The sequence below is a fragment of the Mesorhizobium erdmanii genome, assembly GCF_013170725.1.
Classification (GTDB): domain Bacteria; phylum Pseudomonadota; class Alphaproteobacteria; order Rhizobiales; family Rhizobiaceae; genus Mesorhizobium; species Mesorhizobium erdmanii.
In genome coordinates this window covers 356,964-382,150 of sequence record NZ_CP033361.1, presented here as the reverse complement: position 1 = coordinate 382,150, position 25,187 = coordinate 356,964, and the positions used below count along the sequence as shown (strand labels likewise).

Here is a 25,187-nt window from a genome sequence, read left to right as displayed (position 1 = left end):
TCTCCGGGCATTTTTCCATGCCAAGTTTACGCGTGTCGCATAGGCCACGAAATCCCTCGTTAGACTATAGTTGCAGGGCTGCGGGGCTTCGCCGCCAAATCCGGCCGCCGTGCTGGACTAGACGTCTCGCCCGTGTATTGTTTCGGTCAACCGATGCGGGAGCCGAGGATGTCCCGGACGTCGGTCTGTTGATCCAAAAGGGAGGAACTTCATGGATCGTCGTGCATTCATTCGCAAGGCCGGCGTGACCGGCGTCGGCGCGGCCGCTGCGGCGGCCACGCTTGCCGCTCCGGCTATAGCCCAGTCCAATCCCAAGGTGACATGGCGGCTGGCGTCGTCCTTCCCGAAATCGCTCGACACCATTTATGGCGGCGCCGAAGTGTTCTCCAAGATGCTGTCGGAAGCCACCGACGGCAATTTCCAGATCCAGGTCTTCGCCGCCGGCGAACTCGTGCCCGGCCTGCAGGCCGCCGACGCCACCACGGCAGGCACGGTCGAAGCCTGTCACACGGTGGCATATTATTACTGGGGCAAGGACCCGACATGGGCACTGGGTGCGTCGGTTCCCTTCTCGCTCAACGCGCGCGGCATGAATGCCTGGCACTACCATGGCGGTGGCATCGACCTGTTCAACGAGTTTCTCGCCACACAGGGCCTTTTCGGTCTGCCGGGCGGCAACACCGGCGTGCAGATGGGCGGCTGGTTCCGCAAGGAAATCAACACGGTCGCCGACCTGTCGGGCCTCAAGATGCGCATCGGCGGCTTTGCCGGCAAGGTGATACAGAAGCTCGGCGTCGTGCCGCAGCAGATCGCCGGCGGCGACATCTATCCGGCCCTGGAAAAGGGCACCATCGACGCCGCCGAATGGGTCGGCCCCTATGACGACGAGAAGCTCGGTTTCTACAAAATCGCACCCTACTACTATTATCCCGGCTGGTGGGAAGGTGGCCCGACCGTCCACCTGCTTTTCAACAAGGCGAAATACGAAGAACTAACGCCGGCTTACAAGTCGCTGCTGCGCACCGCCGCTCAAGCCGCGGACGCCGACATGCTGCAGAAATACGACTATGTGAACCCGCCGGCGGTGAAGCGGCTGGTGGCCGGCGGCGCCAAGCTGCGCCCGTTCAGCCAGGACATCATGGCCGCCTGCTTCGAGAAGGCCAACGAGGTCTATGCCGAGATGGAAGCCACCAACGCGCCCTTCAAGAAGATCTGGGAATCGATCAAGGGCTTCCGCAAGGAGCACTATCTCTGGGCGCAGGTGGCCGAGTACAATTACGACACCTTCATGATGGTGCAGCAGCGCAACGGCAAGCTGTAGGCAGGAATTGGTCCCTTCTCCCCGTCACTATACGGTGAGAAGGTCCCGGCAGGGGGGTGAGGGGCAGTGCCGGCTTCGGCGATTGAATCGCTCGGGCTTGCGTAGGGGCTGAAGCCCAACCTCGTGCCTTATCCATCCACCATTGGCGCCGCCCCTCACCGCCTGCCGGCATCCTCTCCCCGTATAGTGACGGGGAGAGGGGAGCTGTCATCGACGGTTTCGTCAGTCGCCAACGTTGCGAGACTTCAGATTCGGCTCGGCACCACCAGGACCTTGACCTCGCCGGGCGCCGGCGGATTGGCGATCACCTCAGCCGCCTCTTCTAGCGGAACCTGCCTGGAGATCAGCCGCTCGATCTCTATCGCGCCCGATGCGATCAACTCGGCGGCGCGGCGGTGCGTATAGGGATTGAGGAACGAGCCGACCACCTTCAATTCCCGGAATAACAGGTCGAAGGGCTCGAATTCCGCCTTCATGCCTTGCGGCGTCACGCCGACGATGACGACTGTGCCGCCGGCCCTTGCCAGCCGCATCGACTGCTCGACGGTCTCGCGCACGCCGGCACATTCGAACACCACGTCGGCGCCACCAGGCGCCAACCCAGCCGGCCCGGCAATGGCGTCGATGACATCGGCGGCGGTGGGATCGACCGTCGCCGTGGCGCCGAGCTTCTCGGCAAGCGCGCGCCGCGATGCTTGTCTGGTCGACAGGATGATGGTCGTGGCGCCGGCCAGCCGCGCCAATTGCACGGTGAGCAGGCCGATCACGCCGCCGCCGAGCACGATCACCGAACTGCCCGGCTTGATCTCGGCAAGGTCGACGCCATGCAGGCAGCAGCCGAGCGGCTCGCAGAACGCGCCATGCGTCGGCGGCAGATCGGCGGGCAGGACGAAGGCCTGCTTCTGCGGCAGCACCACATAGTCGGCAAAGCCGCCATCGCGATGGATGCCGATGGCACTGAGATTGCGGCACAGATTGACCCGGCCGGCATGGCAATACGGGCATCGCCCGCAAGCGATGTTGGGATCGCCGGTGACACGGTCGCCGACCGAAAAGCCGGACACGGCGTTGCCGACCGCCTCGATGATGCCCGAGAATTCATGTCCCGGCGTCACCGGCGGCCTGCACGGGAATTCGCCACGGAACAGATGCCGGTCGGTGCCGCAGACGCCACAGGCTTCGATCCGCACCAGAAGCTCGTCCGGTCCAGGGACAGGCTTGTCGACCTCGCGCAGCTTAATGCTGCCCACCGCCTCCAGCCGCACCGCTCTCATGGCGTTGTCTCCTATCAGTTGAAGCTCGGCGGCTGCGACAGGTCCGGCGTCGGTGCCGCCGGCTTGGCGGGAGGCGTGTCGCCGAAACTTGGCGGCTGCGACAGATCGGGGGCAGGTGTCGTGCCACCATTGGCCGGTCCCGTGCCGCTCGCCGATGGCGCGCCAAGCGGCGACAGGCCTGGCACTTCCGGCACCTTGTAGTCGATCGTGCCCGGATCGGTCGCCGTGCCCTTATAGCGCATCACCATTTGCGGGAAGGTGATGGTCAGCCCGATCATCACCACCTGGATCAGCACGAACGGCACCGCGCCCCAGTAGATCTGACCGGTCGTCACCGGTGCGATCTGCTTGCCGGTAATGCGGTCGAGATAGGGCACGCGCGCGGCGACCGAGCGCAGGTAGAACAGCGCGAAACCGAAAGGCGGATGCATGAAGCTGGTCTGCATATTGACGCCCAGGAGCACGCCGAACCAGATCAGGTCGATGCCGAGCTTGTCGGCCGCCGGCGCCAGCAGCGGCACGATGATGAAGGCCAGCTCGAAGAAGTCGAGGAAGAAGGCCAGGAAGAACACCAGCATATTGACGCCGATCAGGAAGCCGACTTCGCCGCCTGGCAGCGAGGTCAACAGGTGTTCGACCCAGATCTGGCCGTTGACGCCATAGAAGGTCAGCGAGAACACCCGCGCGCCGATCAGGATGAACAGCACGAAGGACGACAGCCGCGTCGTCGAGGCCAGCGCCTGCTTGATCACATCCAGCGACAGCCGGCCCTTTGCCGCGGCCATGGCCAGCGCGCCGACCGCGCCCATGGCGCCGCCTTCCGTCGGCGTGGCGATGCCGAGAAAGATGGTGCCGAGCACCAGGAAGATCAGCGCCAGCGGCGGGATCAGCACGATGACCACCTGCTGTGCCAGCCGCGACATCATGTTGATGTTCAGACGCCTATCGGCGATGGCCACGACATAGATCAGGATCACGCCGACGCAGGCGCCCAGAATGTCGGCATTGTCGCCATGCGCCGGTGCCAGATAGCGGTACGCCGCATAGGAGATGGCGATTGCCACGGCCAGCGCCACCAGCAGCGAAATCACGCCATGGCCGAGCGTGCGCGCTTCCAGCGGCAGCGCCGGTACCATCTTCGGCCGGAAGATAGAAACGATGAGGATGTAAAGCGCGTAGAGCCCCGTCAGCACCAGGCCGGGAACCAGCGCGCCGGCATACATGTCGCCAACCGAGCGGCCGAGCTGGTCTGCCAGCACGATCAGCACCAGCGAGGGCGGAATGATCTGGGCAAGCGTGCCAGAGGCGGCGATGACGCCGGACGCCAGCCGCCGGTCATAACCATAGCGCAGCATGATAGGCAGCGAGATCAGCCCCATGGCGATGACCGATGCCGCCACCACGCCGGTGGTCGCCGCCAGCAAGGCGCCGACGAAGATCACCGCATATGCGAGGCCGCCGCGGATCGGTCCGAATAGCTGGCCGATCGTGTCGAGCAAGTCCTCGGCCATGCCCGATCGTTCGAGCACGATGCCCATGAAGGTGAAGAACGGGATCGCCAGCAGCGTGTCGTTCGACATCACCCGGCTGCCGTAGAAGTTGTCCGGCAGCGCATAGAGCAGCGGCCATGCGAGGTTGATCGCGCCGCCCGAATAGGGTGTCAAAAACACGCCGATGCAGAAGAACAGCAGGCCGTTGGCGGCGAGCGAAAAGGCCACGGGATAGCCGATCAGCATGAACAGGATCAGCGAGGCGAACATGATCGGCGCCATGTTCAGGGCGATGAATTCCATCACGAGCGCACCTCGTCGGCCAGCGCCTTGGCTTCGAGCTCGGCCTGTTCGTGCACGGAAATGAAGGGGTTGGGATCGTCCATGACGCCGCGCATGATGGCGATCTTCTTGATGATTTCGGAAATGCCCTGCAGCGCCAGCAGGAAAAAGCCGACCAGCAGTATGGCTTTGGCCGGCCACACGATGAGGCCGCCGGCATTGGTCGACATCTCGCCGCTGTGGAACGACAGCGATACGTAGGGGACGAAATAGATCACCATCAGCGTCACGAACGGCATCAGGAAGAAGACGTGGCCGAAGAGGTCGATCCAGTGCTGAACGCGCCGTGAAAACAGGCCGTAGACGATGTCGATGCGGATATGCTCGTTCTGCTTCAGCGTATAGGCGGCGGCCAGCATGAAGGCGGCGCCGAACAGATACCACTGTAACTCCAGCCATGCATTGGACGAGGTGTCGAAGATCTTGCGGATGACGGCGTTGGCCGCACTGACCAGGATCGCCAGCAGGATCAGCCAGGATACGGATTTGCCGATGAATTCGTTGAGGCGGTCGATGCCCCGCGACAGAGCGAGCGGCCCTTCCATGCAGTCCTCCCTTGTATCGGAGGCGTGCCGGGCTCCCCCTCATTCCGTCACGCCGCTTGGTCCAACGGTATACCGCGCGTGGACTGACGGGTCAACAAGCATGGAAGCGACAAACGGCATCAGATGAAACCGAGGGCCGGACAAGGGCGGTCTGCCCCGACGTCATGCAACCAAAGTCTGATGGGTCAGACGACCTTGCCGGTGTCGCGGCCGGCGCCGATCAGGATCAGCATGGCCACCAGGAACAGATACATCCACGCATCGCGCCATTCGAGCGGGAAATAGCCGGCCCACAGTGATTCGGCCATGCCGAAAGCGGCCGCGCCGAGCGCTGCCCGTGGCGGTGAGAGATAGCCGCCGACCGACGTCACGAACAGGATTTTCAGGCCATAAACGAGACCGGAACCGAAACTGACATTGCCATAGTAGAGGCTGGCCATGACGCCGGCCAGCGCGGCGCACAAACCGCCGAGCAGCACGGCATGCCGAAAGACGCGGCGCACGTCGACGCCGCACAGGGCGGCGGCGCGTGGGTCGTCGGAGACCGCGCGCCAGCACCGTCCGAAGTTGGAGAGGGCGAATACCCATGTGGCGAGCGCGACCGCCCCCAGCACCACCGCGCAGTCGAGCACCTGGATCAGCGTCAGCGTCGCCTTGAAGCCGGCCCCTTCGGCGAAGACGATCGGCTGGGCAAGCATCGGCGGCAGCCACAGGTCATGCGTATCGGCGGCAATGCGGCTTGATTCCGACAAGACGATGAGAATGCCGAGCGTCGTCACCACAATGGCATTGGGCGTACGGTCGGCCAAAGGCTCGAAGACGCTGCGCGACAACACATGGCTGATCAGGGCGGCATAGAGGAATGCCGCGACGACGCCGAACAGCACCGAAGCCAACAGCGTCAGCCACAGCACCTGATAGCCGAAGGCGACGCTCAGGATCATGACCTGGCCGCAAAAGGCAAACAGCGCGCCATACGCAAGGTTGGTGCGATGCAGGATGCCGTTGGTCAGCACGTAGCCGAAGGCGAGCAGCGCATAGAGCGCGCCCGAATGCAGCCCGTTCAGCACCTGCTGGAAGAAATAGAGCATGCTCGACCCCACCAGAAGCATCTCGCCCAACCCGCACAGAGGTTTGGGGCGGCGGAATGCCCAGGACAAAGGCGACGATACCCTGCCCATTGGAGGTTTGCATCGTCGAATCTAACTTGTCAAATGCGATTTATCGGTTAGATTTCAGCGATGACAGTTGCCTGGACCCCACACCGTTTCACCGGTGGCCTGCTCGCGCTCGACACGGCGAACACCGTCGTGCTGCGCGGCGATCCGGAGAGAACGTTCGACCGATTCGACGATCCGGCCGAAATCGCCCGCTTCGCCGATGCGGCGAGCGGCTTTCGCGCCGGCGAGCTTGGCGACAGGCGGCTGACCGTATCGTCGCCGGCGGCAATCGCCCCCATCGTGCTGGCGATCCGCGAGACCACCGACCGGCTGTTTCGCGGCACGGTGTCGAATGGCGCGGTCGCCACCGCCGACCTGCCCGATTTCCTGCGCGCCTGTGCCGAGGGCCTGGCCGGCTGCCGGACCGAGATCGGCGTGCCGGGCAGGCCGTTCGGGGATCCGGTGAGGCCGATTGCCTTCGAGGCGGCGCTGGCGGTCTCAGCCCTTTCGCTGCTGCGCGACGACACCGTCGCAAGGCTCAGGATCTGCCCCAACTGCACCTGGCTGTTTGTCGACAGAAGCCGCAATTCCAGCCGTCTTTGGTGCGACATGGCGGTGTGCGGCAACCGGCAGAAGGCCAGCCGTCACTATCGCCGCCGCCAAATGGCGGCCCATGAGGTCAAGGATGCCTAGAGGATTTTCACGCGCTCTCGTTGCCGGCGCCATCCTGATTGCCGCGGCGACCCTGGGCGCCTGCCGCGATACCGGCGGCGAGGGCAAGCTGTTCGAGGTTTCCGGCAAGATATTCGTCTTCAACTACCGTCTCGCCCGGGCGACCTATGTCGTGACGTTGCGGCCCTTGCAACCGATGGGCGAGGGCCAGGTCGCGGTCGCCAGCTTCCAGAATCCTGCCGGCGGCGCGCCGTTGGTGGTCGAGCAAAAAGTCTGGCCGAAGCTCGACAAGGTGAGCCTGGAGAGCCCGGCGCTGACCTGCATCGTCAAGAACAAGCCCTATGCCATCGCCATCAGCATCAAGGGCGCCGACGGCACGATCCTGCAGAAGATCGACACCACGTTGATGTCGACGGAAGACCAGTCGATCCTGCCCGACCGGCCGCTGGTCATGGACCAGCTATATACTGCCAATCCCGACCTCGCCGGCCATCCCGACGGCAAGCTGCCGGGCGAACCGAAGCCGGACTGCTCGAAAGCCGGCTGATATCTTCCGACCGCATCGATTCCGGCCGGAATTTTCGTGCGCCGTCGCCCTGTCGCCGCGCGGTTTCATGCACCGTCCCGCGCCCACCGGACTGTTTGTTGCGCGTTGCCTGGCCCCTGCGATTTTGTTTGACCTGCCTTGCAAGGGAAGAAAGGATGCGTCATCCGATCCCGACGTTGGCCGCTTCCCCCGCTCGGCCTTCGCAGAGGAAATGCCTGATGACGCTGCATGACGTCGCGCTCGACGACAAGTTCGACCTTGGAAAGGAGCGCATCTTCCTGTCCGGCGCGCAGGCGGTCATCCGCATGCTCCTGATGCAGCGCGAGCGCGACCGGCGCGCTGGTTTGAACACGGCCGGCTTCGTCTCCGGCTATCGGGGCTCGCCGCTCGGCGGCCTAGACATGCAGCTGTGGAAGGCGAAGAAGCAGCTCGCCGGCGCCGATATCGTCTTCCAGCCCGGCTTGAACGAGGAACTGGCCGCCACCGCCTGCTGGGGGTCGCAGCAGACGGAGCTGTTGGGCGAGGGGACCCATGATGGCGTCTTTTCCATCTGGTACGGCAAGGGTCCGGGCGTCGACCGTTCCGGCGACGTCTTCCGCCACGCCAATCTCGCCGGCTCATCCAGGCACGGCGGTGTGCTTGCGCTGATGGGCGACGACCATATGGCCGAATCCTCGACCAATGCGCACGCCACCGAATTCCTGTTCGTGGATACCATGGTGCCGATCCTCAATCCGGCCGGCGTCCAGGAGATCATCGACTACGGCCTGTATGGCTTTGCCATGTCGCGTTTCGCCGGCACCTGGGCGGCGATCAAATGCGTCAAGGACAACATCGAATCGACGGCCTCGGTCGATGCCGCGCTCGAACGGCTCAACATCGTCGTGCCGGAGTTCGACATGCCGCCGGGCGGCCTCAACATCCGCCACGAGATCGACATGCTGGGCCAGGAGGAGCGGCTGCATGAATACAAGCGTGCCGCAGCGTCCGCTTTCATCCATGCCAACGGGTTGAATCATATCGTCTATTCGGGCGGCCGCCACCCGAAGCTCGGCATCATCACGCTGGGCAAGAGCTATCTCGATGTCCGCCAGGCGCTGGAGGATATCGGCATCGACGAGGCCGCCGCCAACCGCATCGGCGTGCGGCTGTTCAAGGTTGGCTGCCCCTGGCCGCTTGACCTGCAACACATCGCCGACTTTGCTCGCGGCCTCGACACCATCGTCGTCGTCGAGGAAAAGCGGTCGCTGATCGAGGTGCAACTGCGCGAGAGCCTCTACGGCACTGCAATGCAGCCGGCCATCGTCGGCAAGAAGGACGAGCGCGGCGACTGGCTGTTTCCGGCCAAGGGTGCGCTGGACCCCAACGAGATCGCCATTGCCCTTGGCGAGAAGATCGTCAAGACCATCGGCCCGTCGGAGGAGATCTCTGCGCGGGTGGGCAAGCTGCGCCAGTTCCAGGCGATGCTCAATGAAGCCACCGACATCGGTTCGCGCACACCGTTCTTCTGCTCGGGCTGCCCGCATAATTCATCGACCAAGGTGCCGGATGGTTCGATAGCCGCGGCCGGCATCGGCTGCCATTTCATGGCGCTATGGATGGACCGCAACACGCTCGGCTTCACGGCGATGGGCGGCGAGGGCGCGCAATGGGTCGGCCAGGCGCCGTTCTCGAAGCGCGGCCACATCTTCCAGAATCTCGGCGACGGCACCTACAACCATTCCGGTACGCTGGCGATCCGCTTCGCTTTGTCGAGCGACGCCAACATCACCTACAAGATCCTCTACAACGATGCGGTGGCCATGACCGGCGGCCAGCCGCATGAGGGTGGCCTGACGGTGGACATGATCGCCAGGCAAGTGCGGGCCGAGGGCGTCGACCGCATCGCCATCGTCACCGACGAGCCGGGCAAATACGCCGGCAAGGCTGAATTCCCGGCCGGCGCAACCATCCATCACCGCGACGACCTCGATCTCGTCCAGCGTGAGCTGCGCGACGTCAAGGGCGTCTCGATCCTGCTCTACGACCAGACCTGCGCCGCCGAAAAACGCCGGCGCCGCAAGCGCGGAACTTTTCCCGATCCCGACAAGCGCGTCTTCATCAACGAGCTGGTCTGCGAAGGTTGCGGCGATTGCGGTGTGCAGTCGAACTGCGTCTCGATCCAGCCGGTCGAGACCGAATTCGGCCGCAAGCGCAAGATCGACCAATCGAGTTGCAACAAGGATTTCTCCTGCGTCAACGGCTTCTGTCCGTCCTTCGTCACCGTGCACGGCGCCAAGATCCGCAAGGCCGAAGGCCTTGCCGGCAAGACCGATCCACTCGACGGCGTGCCGACGCCAGCCGAATTCCCGCTGGGTGCCGAGGGCTGGGCGGCGATCATCGATGGCGTCGGCGGCACCGGCGTCGTCACCGTCGGCGCCGTGCTCGGCATGGCGGCCCATCTCGAGGACAAGGGCTGCGGCATGATCGACATGGCCGGCCTTGCCCAGAAGGGCGGCTCGGTGTTTACCCATGTTCGCATTGCCCGCACGCCGGACGACATCCATGCCATCCGCGTTTCGGCGGGGAAGGCCGATCTCGTTCTCGGCTGCGACCTCGTCGTGTCTGGCGCCAAGAAGGTGCTGACGGCGGTACGCGAGGGCCATACGATCTTTCTCGCCAACACCGCCGAGATCATGCCCGGCGAGTTTGCCCGCTCGGCGGACTTCTCCTTGCCTGTCGAACGCCTGAAGAAGGCGATCCGGACCGCCGCGGGCGACGACAAGGCCCACTTCTTCGACGCCACCCGCACCGCCACCGCGCTCTTCGGCAATTCGCTCGGCGCCAACATGTTCATGCTCGGCTTTGCCTTCCAGCATGGCGGCTTGCCGCTGTCGGCCGAGGCCGTAGAAAGGGCGATCGAGCTCAACGGCGAAGCGGTGGCGATGAACATCGCCGCCTTCCGCTGGGGCCGCCGCGCGGCGCACCAGCCGGATTTCGTGCGCGGCCTCGTCGCCCAGCCGGGCAAGGTGGGACAAGCCGCTCCGGCCGCGCAGACGCTGGACGAGATCATTGCCCGCCGTGTCGCCTTCCTGACCGCTTACCAGAACGCGGCCTACGGCAAGCGCTATGCCGACAGGCTGGCGCTGCTGCGCGCCGCGGAGGCCAACGCAGTGCCCGGCTCGACCGCCGTGACTGAAGCCGCGGCCCGGAACCTGTTCAAGCTGATGGCGATCAAGGACGAGTATGAGGTGGCCCGGCTCTACACCGACGGCTCCTTCGCCGCCGAGCTTGGCAAGCAGTTCCAGAGCTACGAGAAGCTCGAGTTCCATCTCGCCCCGCCGATCATGGGACGTCGCGGCAATGACGGCAGCCCTCGGAAATCGAGCTTCGGCCCGTGGATGATGAAGGGTTTTCGCCTGCTGGCGGCGCTGAAGGGCCTGCGTGGCACCGTTTTCGACCTGTTCGGCTATACCGCCGAACGGCGCATGGAACGGCAGCTTTTGGCCCAGTATGAAGCCGATCTCGAGCTCGTCGCCAGGTCGCTGGCGCCTGATAAGGCCGAGGCGGCCGTCGCTCTGGTATCGGTGCCTGCGCTCATTCGCGGTTATGGCCATGTACGGCAGGCAAGCGCGCAAAAGGCCGCGGGTGAGCGCCAACGGCTGCTCGCGCGCCTTTCAAGCACGCCGACGCGGGCAGAACTTCAGGCCGCCGAATGATGGATACGCCTTGTTTACCTGAAGCTTGATTTCCCGGTCCGTCCTGCGTTTGCGCGCCCCCGCAACCGAGCCAGAACCACTGTTCTAAGCCTTTCTTAAGGCGGGTGTGCCATGACAAGGCCTAGCGTTGGGCCGACGACATGGGCAGAACAAAGACCGAAAACATCCCGGCGGATGTTTATATCCAGTTTGTGCGGTCGTTGTTCGACAACGCCCACATGCTGGTGATCGGTGGTGTATGCTACTGGATCCTCGGATTCATGATCTGGTTGCGTACGCAGAACCCTTTGTTCCTGGGTTTTTCTTTTGTTCTGCTGTTCATCAGCCTTTTCCGCTACTCCGGCATTCGCAGTTTCCGCAAGGCGGGCGGCGTCATAGCCAATGTCGAAGAGGCGTGGCAGTGGGAGCGCACCTATATCCTCAAAGGCAGCTTGCAGGGCCTCGGCTTGGGCGCGCTGTGTTTCATTTCGATCTATGTCTATCCCGACCCGTTTGCCGAACTGGCGGCGACGTCGCTGGCCCTGGCAACCCTGGTCACGGTTGTCGGCCGGAACTACGGATCGCCGCTCATGGTGCGGATTTTCTCCGTGACCTTCATTGGTCCCGCGGCACTTGCACTCATTATGCGCATGGATGTCCCCTCGCTCATTCTCGGGTTGATGATCATCCCGCTTACGTTCGTCACCATCAACAGCGCCGACCACGTCCGCGACGTGCTGTTCTCGGCGGTCATCGGCCACAAGGAAGCGAGGAAGCTCGCGCTCAGGTTCGATCGCGCCCTCAACACCATGTCACACGGCCTTATCATGCTTGGCCCCAACGGTCGGGTGGCGGTGGCCAATGCCGAAGCGGCCCATCTGATGTCGCTCAAATCCGCGAACGCTCTGCTCGGGCGGTCGATCCATGGTCTGCTGATGCGCGGCGTTGCCGGCGGTATGCTGGCGCCGAAGGACTGCCGCTACATCGAGGCCCAGCTGACACGGGCCTTGCGCGAGGGCCGCGACCGCAAGGTTCTGGTCTCGCTGGCCAACGGCCAGCATTATGAGTTCTCGGCCCGCGAAGGCAGCCAGGAACTCGGTGTCATCACCTTCGAGGACGTGACGGCGCGCGTCGAGGCGGAAGAGAAGATCCGCTTCATGGCGCGTTACGACAATCTGACAGGCCTGCCCAACCGTGCCTACTTCCATGAACTGGTCGGCGAGGCGATGGCGTCAGGCGATCGCGACCGGCTCTGTGGCCTGGCCGTGCTCGACCTCGACGATTTCAAGAGCGTCAACGACACGCTCGGCCATCCGGTTGGCGACGGGTTGATCTACGCGGTCGCCGAGCGTCTTGCCGCCGTCGCCGGGCACGGCATCACCGTCAGCCGCTTTGGCGGCGACGAGTTCATGGTCTTCTTCGACCGCATCGAGGATGAGAGCCACCTCACGCTGCAGATCGACGAGATCTTCGCGGCATTGCAGGGCGAGGTGGATGTCGCCGGCCATGGGCTGCGCATCCAGACCAGTGGTGGCGCGGTGTTGGCACGGGTCGGCGACAGCGATGTCGACGCCATGATCGTCAAGGCGGATCTGGCGCTTTACAAGGCCAAGGAGCTTGGCAAGAACGGTTGGCGGCTGTTCGAGGCCGCAATGGACGCCGCGTTCCGCAACCGTCAGCTGATGAAGGCGGATCTGCGCAGCGCGGTGGAAAGCCAGAGCCTGCGGGTCGTCTATCAGCCGATCGTGGCAATGAGCACGATGCGCATCGCCAGCTGCGAGGCGCTGTGCCGCTGGGACCATCCCGATCTCGGACCGATTTCGCCGGGCATTTTCATTCCCCTGGCCGAGGAAATGGGCATCATTTCCGAAATCAGCACCTTCGTGCTGCAGGCAGCCTGCACCGAATGCGCCAAATGGCCGGATCAGACCAGCGTCTCGGTCAACCTCTCGGCCAAGGATTTCCGCAGCCGGGACGTCATCCAGAAGGTTCGCGATGCGCTGGTGAATTCCGGCCTTGCAGCCGGCCGGCTGGAGATCGAGGTCACCGAAACGGCGCTGCTCGACGACAAATCGCTGACGCGCCAATATATCGAGGAACTGAAGCAACTCGGCGTACGCATCGCGCTCGACGATTTCGGCACCGGCTATTCGAGCCTGAGCTACCTCCACAAGCTGCCGCTCGACAAGATCAAGATCGATCGCTCGTTCCTGATGGACGTTACCCAGAACAGCCGTTCCCTGGAACTGCTCAAGGGCATTGTCAGCCTGTCGCGCCCGCTTGGGCTTTCGGTGACCGTGGAAGGCGTCGAGACCTTCGAACAGCTCAAGATCCTGGCCTTGCAGGTTAAACCGGATCTCGTGCAAGGTTTCCTCTTCGGTGCCGCGCTCAGCGCGTCGGGTATCGAGACGATGTCTAATGTCACCTGGCCATTTGCCGCGGACCTGCGTCTCACCGGCAAACGCATGGCCAGTCCCGGCAAACGGACAGCCGGCTAGAGCAATTCCGGGAAAAGTGTGTATCGGGCTTCGTACGGAATTGCTTCATGGTGGTTCCGTCGCCCGGCCAGAGGCATTTCATCTTCCGGACGAAGCGCAACGTTGCGTCGGTGACCGGCAAGGGGCTGTGCGTGAGGCCGAGCCCGACAGATGGCATCGCCGGCATCCGGCCCGCTCAAGCTTTCCAATCAAAACAAGAGGCTACGACGGGGTGCGAGAACTTGCGGATGCAAGCGCCATAGCCTCAAAATGGCGCTCGGCTGTTAAGGTTAACGGAAGGTAAACCAACACAATTCAAGTTTCAGCTTGTGTCTCATTTCAGCTCGAATAGCCTATTCATAGGCGGAATTTCGAGGACTGACGATGGATGCTGCAAGGAATGCCTCTGGCGTGGCCAGAGCAGCCGGGGATTCGGTGCTGAATCGATCGATGATGCAGCTCCTCGAGCATGTCGATTATCGCCTCATCACCGGAGGCGAGGATCTGGAGGCGATTTACCGACTTCGCTACAAATCCTATCTGCGCTCAGGCATGTGCGGCCCAATCGCCAGCGGGATGTTCGAGGATCGCTGGGACAATCTGCCCAACTCCTACCGGTTCGGTGTCTATTTCTATGGCGAGTTGGTCAGCACGCTCCGCTTCCACTACATTTCTCGGGAGCATCCGAATTCGCCCTCCGTCGATGCCTATCCGGAAATCCTGGTCGAGCGACTTGCCCGCGGAGAAACCTTTATCGATGGAACCCGGTTTGCGACCGACCCCGACGGCGCGCCGGCGCCCGGAGTGCTGCCGTTCCTGACGCTCAGGCTTGCCATGGTGGCGTCGCTCTATTTTGGCCAGAACTCGGTGCTTACACCGGTCAAGGTCGAGCATTCCAATTTCTATTCGCGTTATTTCAACGCCGTGCAGAGGACCGAGGCCAAGGAATTTCCCGGCGTTCTCACCCGGATCGCCCTGTTCGAAATCCCTGCCGGCGAGAATATGCGCCTGACGCTCCAGCGGTTCCCCTTCTTCAGGTCGACGCCGACGGAGCAGCGGCTGATGTTCGGCAATCCGGCCATCAACCGATTGACACCCTTGTCCATCGTGCCGACGGCGAAATATTATCGCGACGCCGCCTAGAGCAATTCCAGGAAAAGTGCGAGCGGTTTTCCCCGGGTAAAGCGCATGGTGCTTCCCCTTGAGAATTGCGTAGAAACAACAGGTTAGAGCGGATCGTCGTTTCCGTGGAACAGTGAAACGCTTGAGGCGCCCCGATTTTCGCAAGGCGTCTGGAGCCTTCCGGCCAGATACGCGTTCTGATGAAGGCGGCGCGCCGCCGCTCGATCTTTGCCATCCAGGCGAATCTGCAAAAGGAACCGGACATGCATATTTCCCAGCTTGCGCTGACGCCGCTTATCTCGCTGATCGCCGGCGTGCTGATCCTCATCATGCCACGGCTGCTGAACTACATCGTCGCGCTCTATCTGATCGTCGTGGGACTGCTCGGCCTTTTTCCGCACCTCGCCGGCTAAAGGCCATCGAGCGAGCCTGGCGCGGAGAGGCTGTCCCGCGCCGGGATAGGCCGCAGTTTCATTATTCCCCCGCAGTTTCAATATTCCCTTGAGGCAGTTGTCGGTCCCGATGCGGCAATAGCGCCATTGCTCTCGGGCCTGCTTTTCGGTATGTGCCTGAAAGATGTCTTCGAAGGGGTATTCCTATGGCTGATCACTCGTCGACCGGTCCTGTCGAACTGGGCGCGAAGATGGACTATGCCGAGCATGACCGCACCTATGCGGGCTTTCTCGCGCTGGCCAAGTACGGATCGCTTTTCTGCGGCGCGCTGCTTCTGGCGATGGCATTCGGCTTTTTCGCGGGCGGTTTCTTCTCGGCGACCATCCTGTTCGTCCTGATTCTGGCCGTCGGCGCCTTCATTCTGCGATAGACCTTCCAAAACCCCGTTGCCATTGACGTCGCCGGAGCTTCCGGCCGACACTTTGCGCAGACAGGTTCCAGCCGAAAGGATCATGCGGTGGGACAGACGGTTTTCATTCCTCGTGAGCTCGATGCGAACGAGCCGCGTGTCGCGGCCTCGCCCGATACGGTCAAGCGGCTGGCGGGGCTGGGCTTCGACGTGGTTGTCGAAACCGGCGCCGGCACAAGGTCGCGCATCCCAGACGAAGAGTTCGCGAAGGCGGGTGCCGCCATCGGCAAGGCCGGCGATGTCGCCAAGGCCGATGTGGTGCTCAAGGTACGCCGGCCGACGGATTCCGAGCTTAAGGGCTACAAATCAGGCGCGGCGGTGATCGCCATCATGGATCCCTACGGCAACGATGCTGCCGTAGCAGCCTTGGCCAAGGCAGGTGTCACCGCCTTTTCCATGGAATTCATGCCGCGCATCACCCGGGCGCAATCGATGGATGTGCTTTCCTCACAGGCAAACCTTGCCGGCTACCAGGCGGTGATCGACGGCGCCTCGGAATATGACCGCGCGCTGCCGATGATGATGACGGCGGCTGGCACGGTGCCGGCGGCCAAGGTCTTCATCATGGGTGTCGGCGTCGCCGGCTTGCAGGCGATCGCCACCGCTCGCCGGCTCGGCGCGGTCGTCACCGCCACCGACGTGCGCCCCGCCGCCAAGGAACAGGTCGCCTCGCTCGGCGCAAAATTCCTGGCCGTCGAGGACGACGAGTTCAAGGCCGCCGAAACCGCCGGCGGCTACGCCAAGGAAATGTCGAAGGAATATCAGGCCAAGCAGGCAGCGCTCACCGCCGAGCACATCGCCAAGCAGGACATCGTCATCACCACGGCGCTGATCCCCGGCCGGCCGGCGCCCAAGCTGGTGTCGGCGGCCATGGTCGCCTCGATGAAGCCGGGCTCGGTGCTCGTCGATCTCGCCGTCGAGCGCGGCGGTAATGTCGAGGGCGCGGAGGCCGGCAAGGTCGTCACCACCGCCAACAACGTCAAGATCGTCGGCCATCTCAACGTACCGGGCCGCGTCGCCGCATCCGCCTCGCTGCTTTACGCCAAGAACCTGTTCGCTTTCCTCGAGACGCTGGTCGACAAGACCACCAAGACGCTCGCCATCAACCGCGATGACGATCTGGTCAAGGCGACGATGCTGACCGACGCTGGCAAGGTCGTACACCCTGCTTTCGCCAAGGCGGCCGAGCAGCCCTATGTCGAGCCGGCCGCCATCCCGGCCACGACGATGGTGGCTGACGCCTCGGTCGCCCCCAAGAAAGCTGCGCCCCCGAAAACCGCCGCATCGAAAACTGCCGCATCCAAGTCGTCCTCGTCCAAGCCGAAAGGGACCGCGTGATGGATCAGACCCTGCAGAAAGCCCTCGACCAGCTTGACCAGGCAAGTGCGGCCGTCAGGCTGGCAGTGCAGAACCTGGCCAATGCTCCAGGCGGCGCGGACGCGGCGCACGCACTCTCGGGCGGCGCTGTCGACCCTTTCGTTTTCCAGTTCGCCATCTTCGTGCTGGCGATCTTCGTCGGCTACTACGTCGTCTGGTCGGTGACCCCCGCTTTGCACACGCCGCTGATGGCCGTCACCAATGCCATTTCCTCGGTCATCGTCGTCGGCGCGCTGCTTGCCGTCGGCATTGCTGCCTCCGGGCTCGCCGCCGGCTTCGGCTTCATCGCGCTGGTGTTGGTCTCGGTCAACATCTTCGGCGGCTTCCTCGTCACCCAGCGGATGCTGGCCATGTACAAGAAGAAGGACAAGTGACGTGACCGTCAATCTCGCTTCCTTCCTCTATCTGGTCTCCGGCATCCTGTTCATCTTGGCGCTGCGCGGACTCTCGCATCCCACCACCAGCCGCCGCGGCAATCTCTACGGCATGGTCGGGATGGCGATCGCTATTGCCACGACGCTGGCACTGGCTCTGCCCTTGGCTCCCTCGGCCGGCCGTTTTGGTCTGATCGTGCTGGGGTTGGCTATAGGCGGCGGTATTGGCGCCGTCACCGCGCGCCGCATCGCCATGACCTCGATGCCGCAATTGGTCGCCGCCTTTCACTCGCTCGTCGGTTTTGCCGCCGTCATGGTGGCGGCCGCCGCCATGTATGCGCCGGAAAGCTTCAAGATCGGCACGGCGGGCGACATTCACGCCGAAGCTCTCATCGAAATGAGCCTCGGCGTCGCCATCGGCGCCATCACCTTCACCGGTTCGGTCATCGCCTTCCTCAAGCTCGACGGCCGCATGTCGGGCAAGCCGATCATGATCGGCGGTCGACACCTCATCAACGCCGCCCTCGGCATCGCGCTGGTGGTGCTGATCGTGCTTCTGGTCACCACCGAAGCCAAGCTCGTCTTCTGGCTGATCGTCGCCGCCTCGCTGGTGCTCGGTGTCCTTCTGATCATCCCGATCGGCGGCGCCGACATGCCGGTCGTCGTCTCGATGCTGAATTCCTATTCCGGCTGGGCTGCGGCAGCGCTTGGCTTCACGCTCGGCAATCTGGCGCTGATCATCACCGGCGCGCTGGTCGGCTCGTCCGGCGCCATCCTGTCCTACATCATGTGCAAGGGCATGAACCGAAGCTTCATCTCTGTCATCCTCGGCGGCTTCGGCGGTGAGACCGCCACTGCCGCTGATGACGGCGTCGAGCGCACGGTCAAGCAGGGTTCTGCCGACGACGCCGCCTATCTGATGATGAACGCGCAGAAGGTCATCATCGTGCCCGGCTACGGCATGGCGGTCGCCCAGGCGCAGCACGCGCTGCGCGAAATGGCCGACAAGCTCAAGGCCAATGGCGTCGACGTCAAATACGCCATCCATCCGGTGGCCGGCCGCATGCCTGGCCACATGAACGTGCTGCTCGCCGAAGCCAACGTGCCCTATGACGAAGTGTTCGAGCTCGAGGACATCAACTCCGAATTCGCGCAGGCCGACGTCGCCTATGTCATCGGCGCCAACGACGTCACCAATCCGTCTGCCCGTGACGACAAGTCCTCGCCCATCTACGGCATGCCGATCCTCGACGTCGACAAGGCGCGCACCTGCCTGTTCGTCAAGCGCTCGCTCGGCTCCGGCTATGCCGGCATCGACAACACGCTGTTCTACAAGGACGGCACCATGATGCTGCTCGGCGACGCCAAGAAGATGACCGAGGAAATCGTCAAGGCCATGGATCACTGATCCGGCCGATAGGCCTGAATAGCAAAGAGCCCGGCTTTGAAACCGGGCTCTTTCATTTTCGGGAGCGTGCCGTGTTCAGCGGCTGGTCAGGAAGACCGCTTCCTCTTCGTCGCGCTGCCGGCCGCCGAGGGCAGCCGCCGCACTGGCGATGAAAGCACCGATGACCAGCGACAAGGCGCCGAGCAAGGCAAAGGTCGCGCTGCCTTTCCGGGCGGTGTCGGCAGCCTGCTTGGCCTTGACCTTGGCGTCCTCGACCTTGGCGACCATTGCATCGACGCGAGCCTTGGCGTCGGCCTCGGACAGACCGGTGCGGGCGGCGACCAGTTGCGACAGATAGGTCTTGTCGTCAGCCGAAATCTCGCCGGCCGCGGCGCCCGCGACCAGGATGCGCGAGGCTTGGCCGACTGCGGCCGCGTCGCCGTCTGGATTGGCAGCGGCGAGCTTGGCCGGATCGGCCGGACGGAACAGCGAATCCACAAGATAGGAGGTCGCATTGTCAGCCGGTGCGTTTCCGGCATTGGCCGTAGTCCCAGCCGAGGCGCCCATGGCGGCGCCCGAGGCGACGGTGGAAACCGCCTGCACGCCTGAACCGATTGCTGCGGACAACGCCGAGCCAAGCACGCCGACGACAAGCAAAGTTGCCAGTGCCCAGGCGAGGAAACCGTGCGCAGTGTCGCGGAAATAGACCTCGTCGGTGTGAATGCCGACCCATTTGGTGCGCAGGCGTCCGGCAAGGTAGCCGCCGACGCCGGAGGACAGCCATTGCACGATGACCAGCCAGATGGCTGTCGACACGGCGAAAGTGGTGACCGACGCGCCCGAACCCGACCATGGCGATACCATGCTGAGCCCAAGCCCGGAGCCGAGCAGCATGAGGATGAACGTCAGCGCCGAGGCCGCGAAGGCGCCGGCAATAATCGGCCCCCAGCTGACGGCGGTGGCGGAGGATTCCGTTGAAGCGGATACGTCGACAGCCGATAGGGTGGACTGCATTTGAAGCCCCCTATCGTACGAACAGCATGATCAGGATGATGATCGGAATCGGAATGCCGAGCAACCAGAGCAAAATGCCGCGTCCCATGGATGTCTCCTTGTGAGAAATTGTGATCGATATTGCCACAATGTCCCGCGGGGACTTCCGTTCCGGCGCGCTATAAAATGATTTTGTTTGCCGGCGATGGAACAAATCGGCGCGCCGCGGAGCGCCGATTTTGGCGTTCGGTCAAATATCCAGATTGGCGACCGACAGCGCGTTGTCCTGGATGAATTCGCGCCGGGGCTCGACCTCGTCGCCCATCAGCCGCGAGAACAGCGAATCGGCATCGGTCGCGTCGTTGACCTTGACCTGCAGCAGCGACCGCACGTTCGGGTCGAGCGTGGTTTCCCAAAGCTGCTCGGCATTCATCTCGCCGAGACCCTTGTAGCGCTGCATGGTCAGGCCCTTGCGGCCGGTGGCAAAGACCGCATTGAGCAGCGCCATCGGCCCCGAGACGGTTTCGGACACATCCTTGCGGCGCAGCACCGGCGGCGTGCCGTAGACCTCGCTGAGGCGCTGTGAATAGCGGTCGAGCTGGCGGGCATCGGCCGAATTGATCAGCCCCATGTCGAGATGGGCGTACTCCTTGACGCTGCGTACGGTGCGTTCGAAGACATAGCCACCGCTGCCGTCGTTCGAGGTCGACATGCGGCCGGTCCAGCCGCGCTCCGTGTCCTCGGCGATGATGTCGAGGCGCTGTGCGATCCGTTCCGCCATGGCGTTGGCGCGGCCAAGATCACCGAAGACTTCCGGGTTGAGCCCGCCGGCGATGGCGGCCTGCTCGACGACGTTGCGGTTGTAGCGCGTGTGCAGGCCGTTGATGAGCTGGCGAACGGCCAGCGCATCGGCAACGGCACCGTGCAGATCCTGTCCGATCCGCACTTCGCCTGAACCCAGCGTAAGGGAAGCCTCCTCCAGCCCTGAATCGATCAGGAACTCCTCGAAGGCGCTCTCATTCTTGATGTATTGCGAGCTCTTGCCGCGCGTCACTTTGTAGAGCGGCGGCTGGGCAATGTAGAGATGGCCGCGCTCGATCAGCTCCGGCATCTGCCGGAAGAAGAAGGTGAGCAGCAAGGTCCTGATATGGGCGCCGTCGACGTCGGCGTCGGTCATCAGGATGATCTTGTGGTAGCGCAGCTTGTCGGCGTTGAACTCGTCCTTGCCGATCGAGGTGCCGAGCGCGGTGATCAGCGTGCCGATCATGTCGGAAGAGAGCATGCGGTCGAAGCGGGCCCGCTCGACATTGAGGATCTTGCCGCGCAGCGGCAGGATGGCCTGGTTCTGGCGCGAGCGGCCGCCCTTGGCCGAGCCTCCGGCCGAGTCACCCTCGACGATGAAGATTTCCGATTTCGCCGGGTCGCGCTCTTGGCAGTCGGCCAGCTTGCCGGGCAGCGAGGTGACGCCAAGCGAGGTCTTGCGCGTGATGTCGCGGGCCTTGCGCGCGGCTTCGCGCGCCGCCGCGGCTTGGATCACCTTGTCGACCACCACCTTGCCTTCGGCGGGATGCTCCTCCAGCCAGGTGCCGAGCGCCTCGTTGACCAGCCCCTCGACGACCGGGCGGACTTCCGAGGAAACCAGCTTGTCCTTGGTCTGCGAGGAGAATTTCGGGTCGGGGACCTTGACCGAAAGCACGGCTGTCAGCCCTTCGCGGCAATCGTCGCCGATCAGCGAGACCTTTTCCTTTTTGGTCAGCCCCGAGGACTCGCCATAGCCGGTGATCTGGCGGGTCAGCGCGCCACGGAAGCCGGCCAGATGGGTGCCGCCATCGCGCTGCGGGATGTTGTTGGTGAAGGCCAGCACGTTCTCGTGGTAGCTGTCGTTCCACCACATAGCCACTTCGACGGTGATACCGTCGCGCTCGGCCCGGATGGCAATCGGCTTCTCGATCAGCGGTTTCTTGACCCGGTCGAGGTATTTGACGAACTCCTCGAGGCCGCCATCATAGTGCAGCTCATGGCGCACGATGTCGGCGTGGCGGGCATCGGTCAGGACGATGCGCACGCCGGAATTGAGAAAGGCAAGCTCGCGCAGTCGGTGTTCCAGCGTGCCGAAGTCGAACTCGACCATTGTGAAGGTCTCGGCCGACGGAAAGAAGGTGATCTCGCTGCCGCTGCGGCCCTCATTGGTGCCAGGCTGCTTGTTCTGCTCGTAGCTGCCGGTCGCCTTCAGCGGCGCATCGGCATTGCCATGCGTGAAGCTCATCTCGAAGATCTGGCCGTTGCGGCGGATCTTGAGCTTCAGCCAGGCCGACAGGGCGTTGACCACCGAGACGCCGACGCCGTGCAGGCCGCCAGACACCTTGTAGGAATTCTGGTCGAATTTGCCGCCGGCATGCAGCTGCGTCATGATCACTTCGGCCGCCGAGATGCCCTCGCTGGGGTGAATATCGGTCGGAATGCCACGGCCATTGTCGATCACGGTGACCGATCCGTCCGGATTGAGCGTCACCGAAACCAGGTCGGCATGGCCGGCCAGCGCCTCGTCGATGGCGTTGTCGACCACCTCATAGACCATGTGATGCAGGCCCGAACCGTCGTCGGTGTCGCCGATATACATGCCAGGGCGTTTACGAACAGCATCCAACCCCTTCAAAACCTTGATGGAATCAGCGCCGTATTCGGCTTCTGCGCCGTTGGTGTTCTCGGTCTGGTCGCTCATGAAAACCTGTTGTCTAGATGCCGCTTGTATAGCGCGAAAAATCGGCCCCGAATCGCGCCTCTGATATAGGCTAGATATAGGCGCTAAAGGCGGTTTTTCCAAGGTTTACGGCCATTTCCCAGCCGAATCCCAGGCCGGCAGCCGGCTATTTTTTCCGGGCGCCGAATTTGGCGAGAACGCCGCGCAGATATTGGATCGTCGATTTGTCCCTGGGCGCCAGCCGGCCCGTGCGATCAAGCTCCAGTGCCAGGTTCAGCGCCTTGGTCAGCACAGCCTTCGGATCCTTGGCCACATACGCATAGTTGATGTAGGCCTGTACCAGATCGAATTGCCAGGTCGCATTGTCAGGATCGGACGCGGCCAGCTGCTTGCGTATATCGAGGCTGGCTTCGAAGGCTTGCTTGGAACCGTCGAAGTTGCGCTGCTTGGTCTCCAGCATGCCGATTTCCGAGAGCGTGATCGACAGGTCGCGTTGCCAGTCGGAATTGGCGGGATCAAGCTTGGCCAGCCGGGCGGCGATGACGAGACTGTCCTGATAGTTTTGCAGTGCGCCGCTGACATCGCCCTGGGCATCGAGCACACCGGCAACCTTTTCCAGGCAGACCGACAGGTCACGCTGCCATTCGGTGTTGCCAGGGTCGCCTGCTGCAAGGTCACGCGCGATAGTCAGCGCTTGCCGATAGGAAGCCAGTGCGGCCGGCCAGTTCTCCTGGTCGTTGAGCGCGTTGCCGGCCTTGGCGTAACTGATCGACAGGTCGCGCTTCAGGTCGGTATCGTTGGGGTCACGGCGCACCAGTTCCTCGGCGATCGCCTGGCTCTTGGCGTAGGCCACGAGCGCCCCGGCGGCGTCGCCGCGCTCGCGCTTGACGTCACCGATTCTCTCCTGGCTGACAGCGACAGCGCGCCGGCGCTCAGGGTCGTCGGGCTTGTTCTCGGCCAGCACCAGCCGGATTCTCAGGCTTTCTTCAAAGGCTGTCTGGGCGCTGTCCAACTGGCCGGCGGTCCGGGCAAGGTCGCCGATCTCGTCGTAGGTTATGGTCAGGTCGCGCAGCAGGTAGGCGCTGTTCGGCTCGGCATCGGCCAACTGCTGCTTGATCGACAAGCTCTGCTGATAGGCCTTGGCCGCCGCACCGACATCGCCCTGCGTCGCCAGCACGTTGCCGATTTTGTCATTGGCCATGGCAAGATCACCGAGCCAGTCTTTCTTGTCCGGCACGCTTGCGGTCAGCTCCTGCAGCATGCTCCTGGCCGCCTCATAGTTTTCCAGGGAGGTCGACAGGGCGCCTTGCGCCATCTCAGTGTTGGCGAGCTTGATATGACTGATGGCGAGATCGCGCTTGACGCTGGGGTCTGTTTCCTGGCGCGACCGTTGCTCGAGGTTGGCCAACAAGGTGGAAAAGGCGCGGCCGGCCGCTTCGACATTGCCCACCGTCGTATAGAGAATGCCGAGTTCCTCCAGCGTGCGGCTCTGGCGGTCGGCCTGTTCCAGGTTGAGCGAGGTCTGTCCGGCCTCGCCATACAGCGCCAGCACCGATTCATAGTCACCGATAGCCGTGGCGTAGTCGAGGTCGGCGCGCGCCGCACCAGCGGAAAGGAAGCGCGTCGCGGCCTCGGAAAGTGTGCGGCTGACGAAATTGACCTTCAGCGCCTGGCGCGAGACATTGTCGATGTCGGCAGCCTTGGCAAGGATCGCGCGGGCGCTGTTGAAGGCTCCAAGCGACAGCTGTTCCTCGGCTTGCCGGCGCAGCTCCGTAACCTGGGGGTCGTCGGAGGCCAGCGTCTTCATTTCACTGCGCACCTTGACGAAGGCGCCGGCAGCCTCGCGCAGCCGGGCGTTCAGGCTGTCGGCTGAGAGATGACTGGTGTCGGTGCCGATCAGCGCGCCATAAAGCGGCGCCAGCGGCATGTCGGCATCGCTGGCGATCTTTTCGACCTCTCCGCGCATTTCCGGTGTCACATCGGCCATGGCGAGCAGCAGCCGTTCGCGCTCCGGCAGTTGTTCCTTGGCGGCGGTGGCGAAGAACAGTTTCGGCAGGCCGCTTTCCACATAGGGCAGCTGCTTGCCGCGCGACAGGTCATAGACCTCCTGCTGCACCAAGGTCAGCACCGAGCGGATTTCGAGCCCGTCCGTGCCAAGATATTTGGTCAGCGCTGTCGTGAAGGGCGAGTTCTGGCCGGTCCCGTCGGCCGCCGTTTCGCCGGGTGCGGCCGAGAAGGCGAACAGGATGTTTTCCGCCCGCCCGACGCGCCCGAGGCCCGGCTTGACCTTGTCGGCAATGTCCTTGGCCAGCGATGTCGCGCCACGCCCTTCGCCGTTGCTCCCCGAGAATGGATCGCTGCGGCAGGCGTCGAGCACGATCAGCCCGACCTTGGCGGTGGCGGCGACCGCGGCACGCACCTCTTCCAACGGCAGGCTGGTCTTGTCCAGCTGATCGAGCGAGGAGGCGTCGGCATCGACCGGCAGCAGCCGGTTGTCGCCTGAGATTTCGACGCCATGCCCGGAGAAATAGACCAGGGCCACGTCGGCCCCTTTGGCATCTTCGCGAAAATCGTCGAGTGCGCGCCGCATGCGCAGCAGATCCCGGTTGGTTTCGAGCACAACCTCGAAGCCGAGCGTCTTCAGCGCCGCTTGCATCGCCTCGCCGTCATGGACGGGATTGGCGAGCGGCCGGACCAGCCGATAGTCGTCGTCGGCCATCACCAATGCCACGCGCCGCTCGGCCGCCGCTGTGGCGGTCGCCGACAAGAACAGCAGCAAGGCAAGCAGCAAACGCACGTGGAACCGCCCCCGGCTCAGTCGCTTGCCGACCATTCCACCTCTTTATGGCGCGGGCAAGCCGGGCAT

General features: G+C 63.5%; 18 protein-coding genes. 11 read left to right on the top strand and 7 right to left on the bottom strand.

Translation table 11 applies throughout. The features are described from left to right. The first annotated feature begins 211 nt into the window (after window positions 1-211). Window positions 212-1,321, top strand: a complete 1,110-nt coding sequence (locus EB233_RS01725) for a TRAP transporter substrate-binding protein (protein ID WP_064990321.1) — start codon at window positions 212-214, stop codon at window positions 1,319-1,321. A 245-nt stretch (window positions 1,322-1,566) separates the two neighbouring features. Here EB233_RS01725 and EB233_RS01720 read toward each other — a convergent pair whose 3' ends face one another. From EB233_RS01720 to EB233_RS01705, 4 genes are all read right to left on the bottom strand, one after another. Continuing rightward, the gene (locus tag EB233_RS01720) at window positions 1,567-2,595 is read right to left on the bottom strand and encodes a zinc-dependent alcohol dehydrogenase family protein (RefSeq protein ID WP_064990322.1); all 1,029 of its coding nucleotides are present in this window, start codon (window positions 2,593-2,595) and stop codon (window positions 1,567-1,569) included. Window positions 2,596-2,609: 14 nt separating this feature from the next. Then, entirely contained in the window at window positions 2,610-4,388 is a 1,779-nt protein-coding gene (locus EB233_RS01715) for a TRAP transporter large permease (protein WP_064990323.1), read from the bottom strand. Then, the gene (locus EB233_RS01710; RefSeq protein ID WP_064990324.1) at window positions 4,388-4,972 is read right to left on the bottom strand and encodes a TRAP transporter small permease subunit; all 585 of its coding nucleotides are present in this window, start codon (window positions 4,970-4,972) and stop codon (window positions 4,388-4,390) included. The genes EB233_RS01715 and EB233_RS01710 overlap by 1 nt, the downstream gene beginning before the upstream one ends. Before the next feature lie 185 nt (window positions 4,973-5,157). After that, a complete protein-coding gene (locus EB233_RS01705; RefSeq protein ID WP_064990717.1) occupies window positions 5,158-6,063 on the bottom strand; it encodes a branched-chain amino acid ABC transporter permease in 906 nt (301 codons plus the stop codon). Window positions 6,064-6,213: 150 nt separating this feature from the next. On the opposite strand from EB233_RS01705, the gene EB233_RS01700 reads away from it, so the two are divergent. The 10 genes from EB233_RS01700 to EB233_RS01655 all read left to right on the top strand — a co-directional run bounded on the left by EB233_RS01700 (window position 6,214) and on the right by EB233_RS01655 (window position 18,648). Next, window positions 6,214-6,825, top strand: a complete 612-nt coding sequence (locus EB233_RS01700) for a CGNR zinc finger domain-containing protein (protein ID WP_064990325.1) — start codon at window positions 6,214-6,216, stop codon at window positions 6,823-6,825. Next, the gene (locus EB233_RS01695) at window positions 6,818-7,351 is read left to right on the top strand and encodes a hypothetical protein (protein ID WP_081294150.1); all 534 of its coding nucleotides are present in this window, start codon (window positions 6,818-6,820) and stop codon (window positions 7,349-7,351) included. Before EB233_RS01700 ends, EB233_RS01695 begins: the two co-directional genes overlap by 8 nt. 218 nt (window positions 7,352-7,569) lie before the next feature. Beyond that, on the top strand, window positions 7,570-11,049 hold the full coding sequence (locus EB233_RS01690; protein WP_064990327.1) for an indolepyruvate ferredoxin oxidoreductase family protein: 3,480 nt from the start codon (window positions 7,570-7,572) through the stop codon (window positions 11,047-11,049). 140 nt (window positions 11,050-11,189) lie between these two features. Further along, window positions 11,190-13,526 (top strand): putative bifunctional diguanylate cyclase/phosphodiesterase, encoded by a 2,337-nt coding sequence (locus EB233_RS01685; protein WP_064990328.1) that lies wholly within the window; start codon window positions 11,190-11,192, stop codon window positions 13,524-13,526. 429 nt (window positions 13,527-13,955) lie between these two features. Next, window positions 13,956-14,648 (top strand): N-acyl amino acid synthase FeeM domain-containing protein, encoded by a 693-nt coding sequence (locus EB233_RS01680; RefSeq protein ID WP_244277707.1) that lies wholly within the window; start codon window positions 13,956-13,958, stop codon window positions 14,646-14,648. Window positions 14,649-14,890: 242 nt separating this feature from the next. Next, window positions 14,891-15,040, top strand: coding sequence for a DUF3096 domain-containing protein (locus EB233_RS01675; protein WP_019862764.1), 150 nt, complete (start codon window positions 14,891-14,893; stop codon window positions 15,038-15,040). 185 nt (window positions 15,041-15,225) lie between these two features. After that, on the top strand, window positions 15,226-15,450 hold the full coding sequence (locus tag EB233_RS01670; RefSeq protein WP_027052767.1) for an aa3-type cytochrome c oxidase subunit IV: 225 nt from the start codon (window positions 15,226-15,228) through the stop codon (window positions 15,448-15,450). Between the two features lie 87 nt (window positions 15,451-15,537). Beyond that, window positions 15,538-16,827, top strand: a complete 1,290-nt coding sequence (locus EB233_RS01665) for a Re/Si-specific NAD(P)(+) transhydrogenase subunit alpha (protein WP_064990331.1) — start codon at window positions 15,538-15,540, stop codon at window positions 16,825-16,827. Beyond that, a complete protein-coding gene (locus tag EB233_RS01660) occupies window positions 16,827-17,240 on the top strand; it encodes an NAD(P) transhydrogenase subunit alpha part 2 (RefSeq protein WP_027052765.1) in 414 nt (137 codons plus the stop codon). Before EB233_RS01665 ends, EB233_RS01660 begins: the two co-directional genes overlap by 1 nt. A gap of 1 nt (window position 17,241) precedes the next feature. Then, complete coding sequence (locus tag EB233_RS01655; protein ID WP_064990332.1) at window positions 17,242-18,648, top strand: NAD(P)(+) transhydrogenase (Re/Si-specific) subunit beta; 1,407 nt, start codon at window positions 17,242-17,244, stop codon at window positions 18,646-18,648. A gap of 75 nt (window positions 18,649-18,723) precedes the next feature. On the opposite strand, the gene EB233_RS01650 is transcribed toward EB233_RS01655, so the two are convergent. The 3 genes from EB233_RS01650 to EB233_RS01640 form a co-directional block, all read right to left on the bottom strand. Further along, entirely contained in the window at window positions 18,724-19,641 is a 918-nt protein-coding gene (locus tag EB233_RS01650; RefSeq protein ID WP_064990333.1) for a hypothetical protein, read from the bottom strand. A gap of 229 nt (window positions 19,642-19,870) precedes the next feature. Further along, window positions 19,871-22,342 carry a DNA topoisomerase (ATP-hydrolyzing) subunit B gene (gene gyrB / locus EB233_RS01645; protein ID WP_064990334.1) on the bottom strand — a complete coding sequence of 824 codons (2,472 nt, stop codon included), beginning with the start codon at window positions 22,340-22,342 and terminating at the stop codon, window positions 19,871-19,873. Between the two features lie 145 nt (window positions 22,343-22,487). After that, window positions 22,488-25,118, bottom strand: coding sequence for a caspase family protein (locus tag EB233_RS01640; RefSeq protein WP_064990718.1), 2,631 nt, complete (start codon window positions 25,116-25,118; stop codon window positions 22,488-22,490). Window positions 25,119-25,187: the final 69 nt, after the last annotated feature.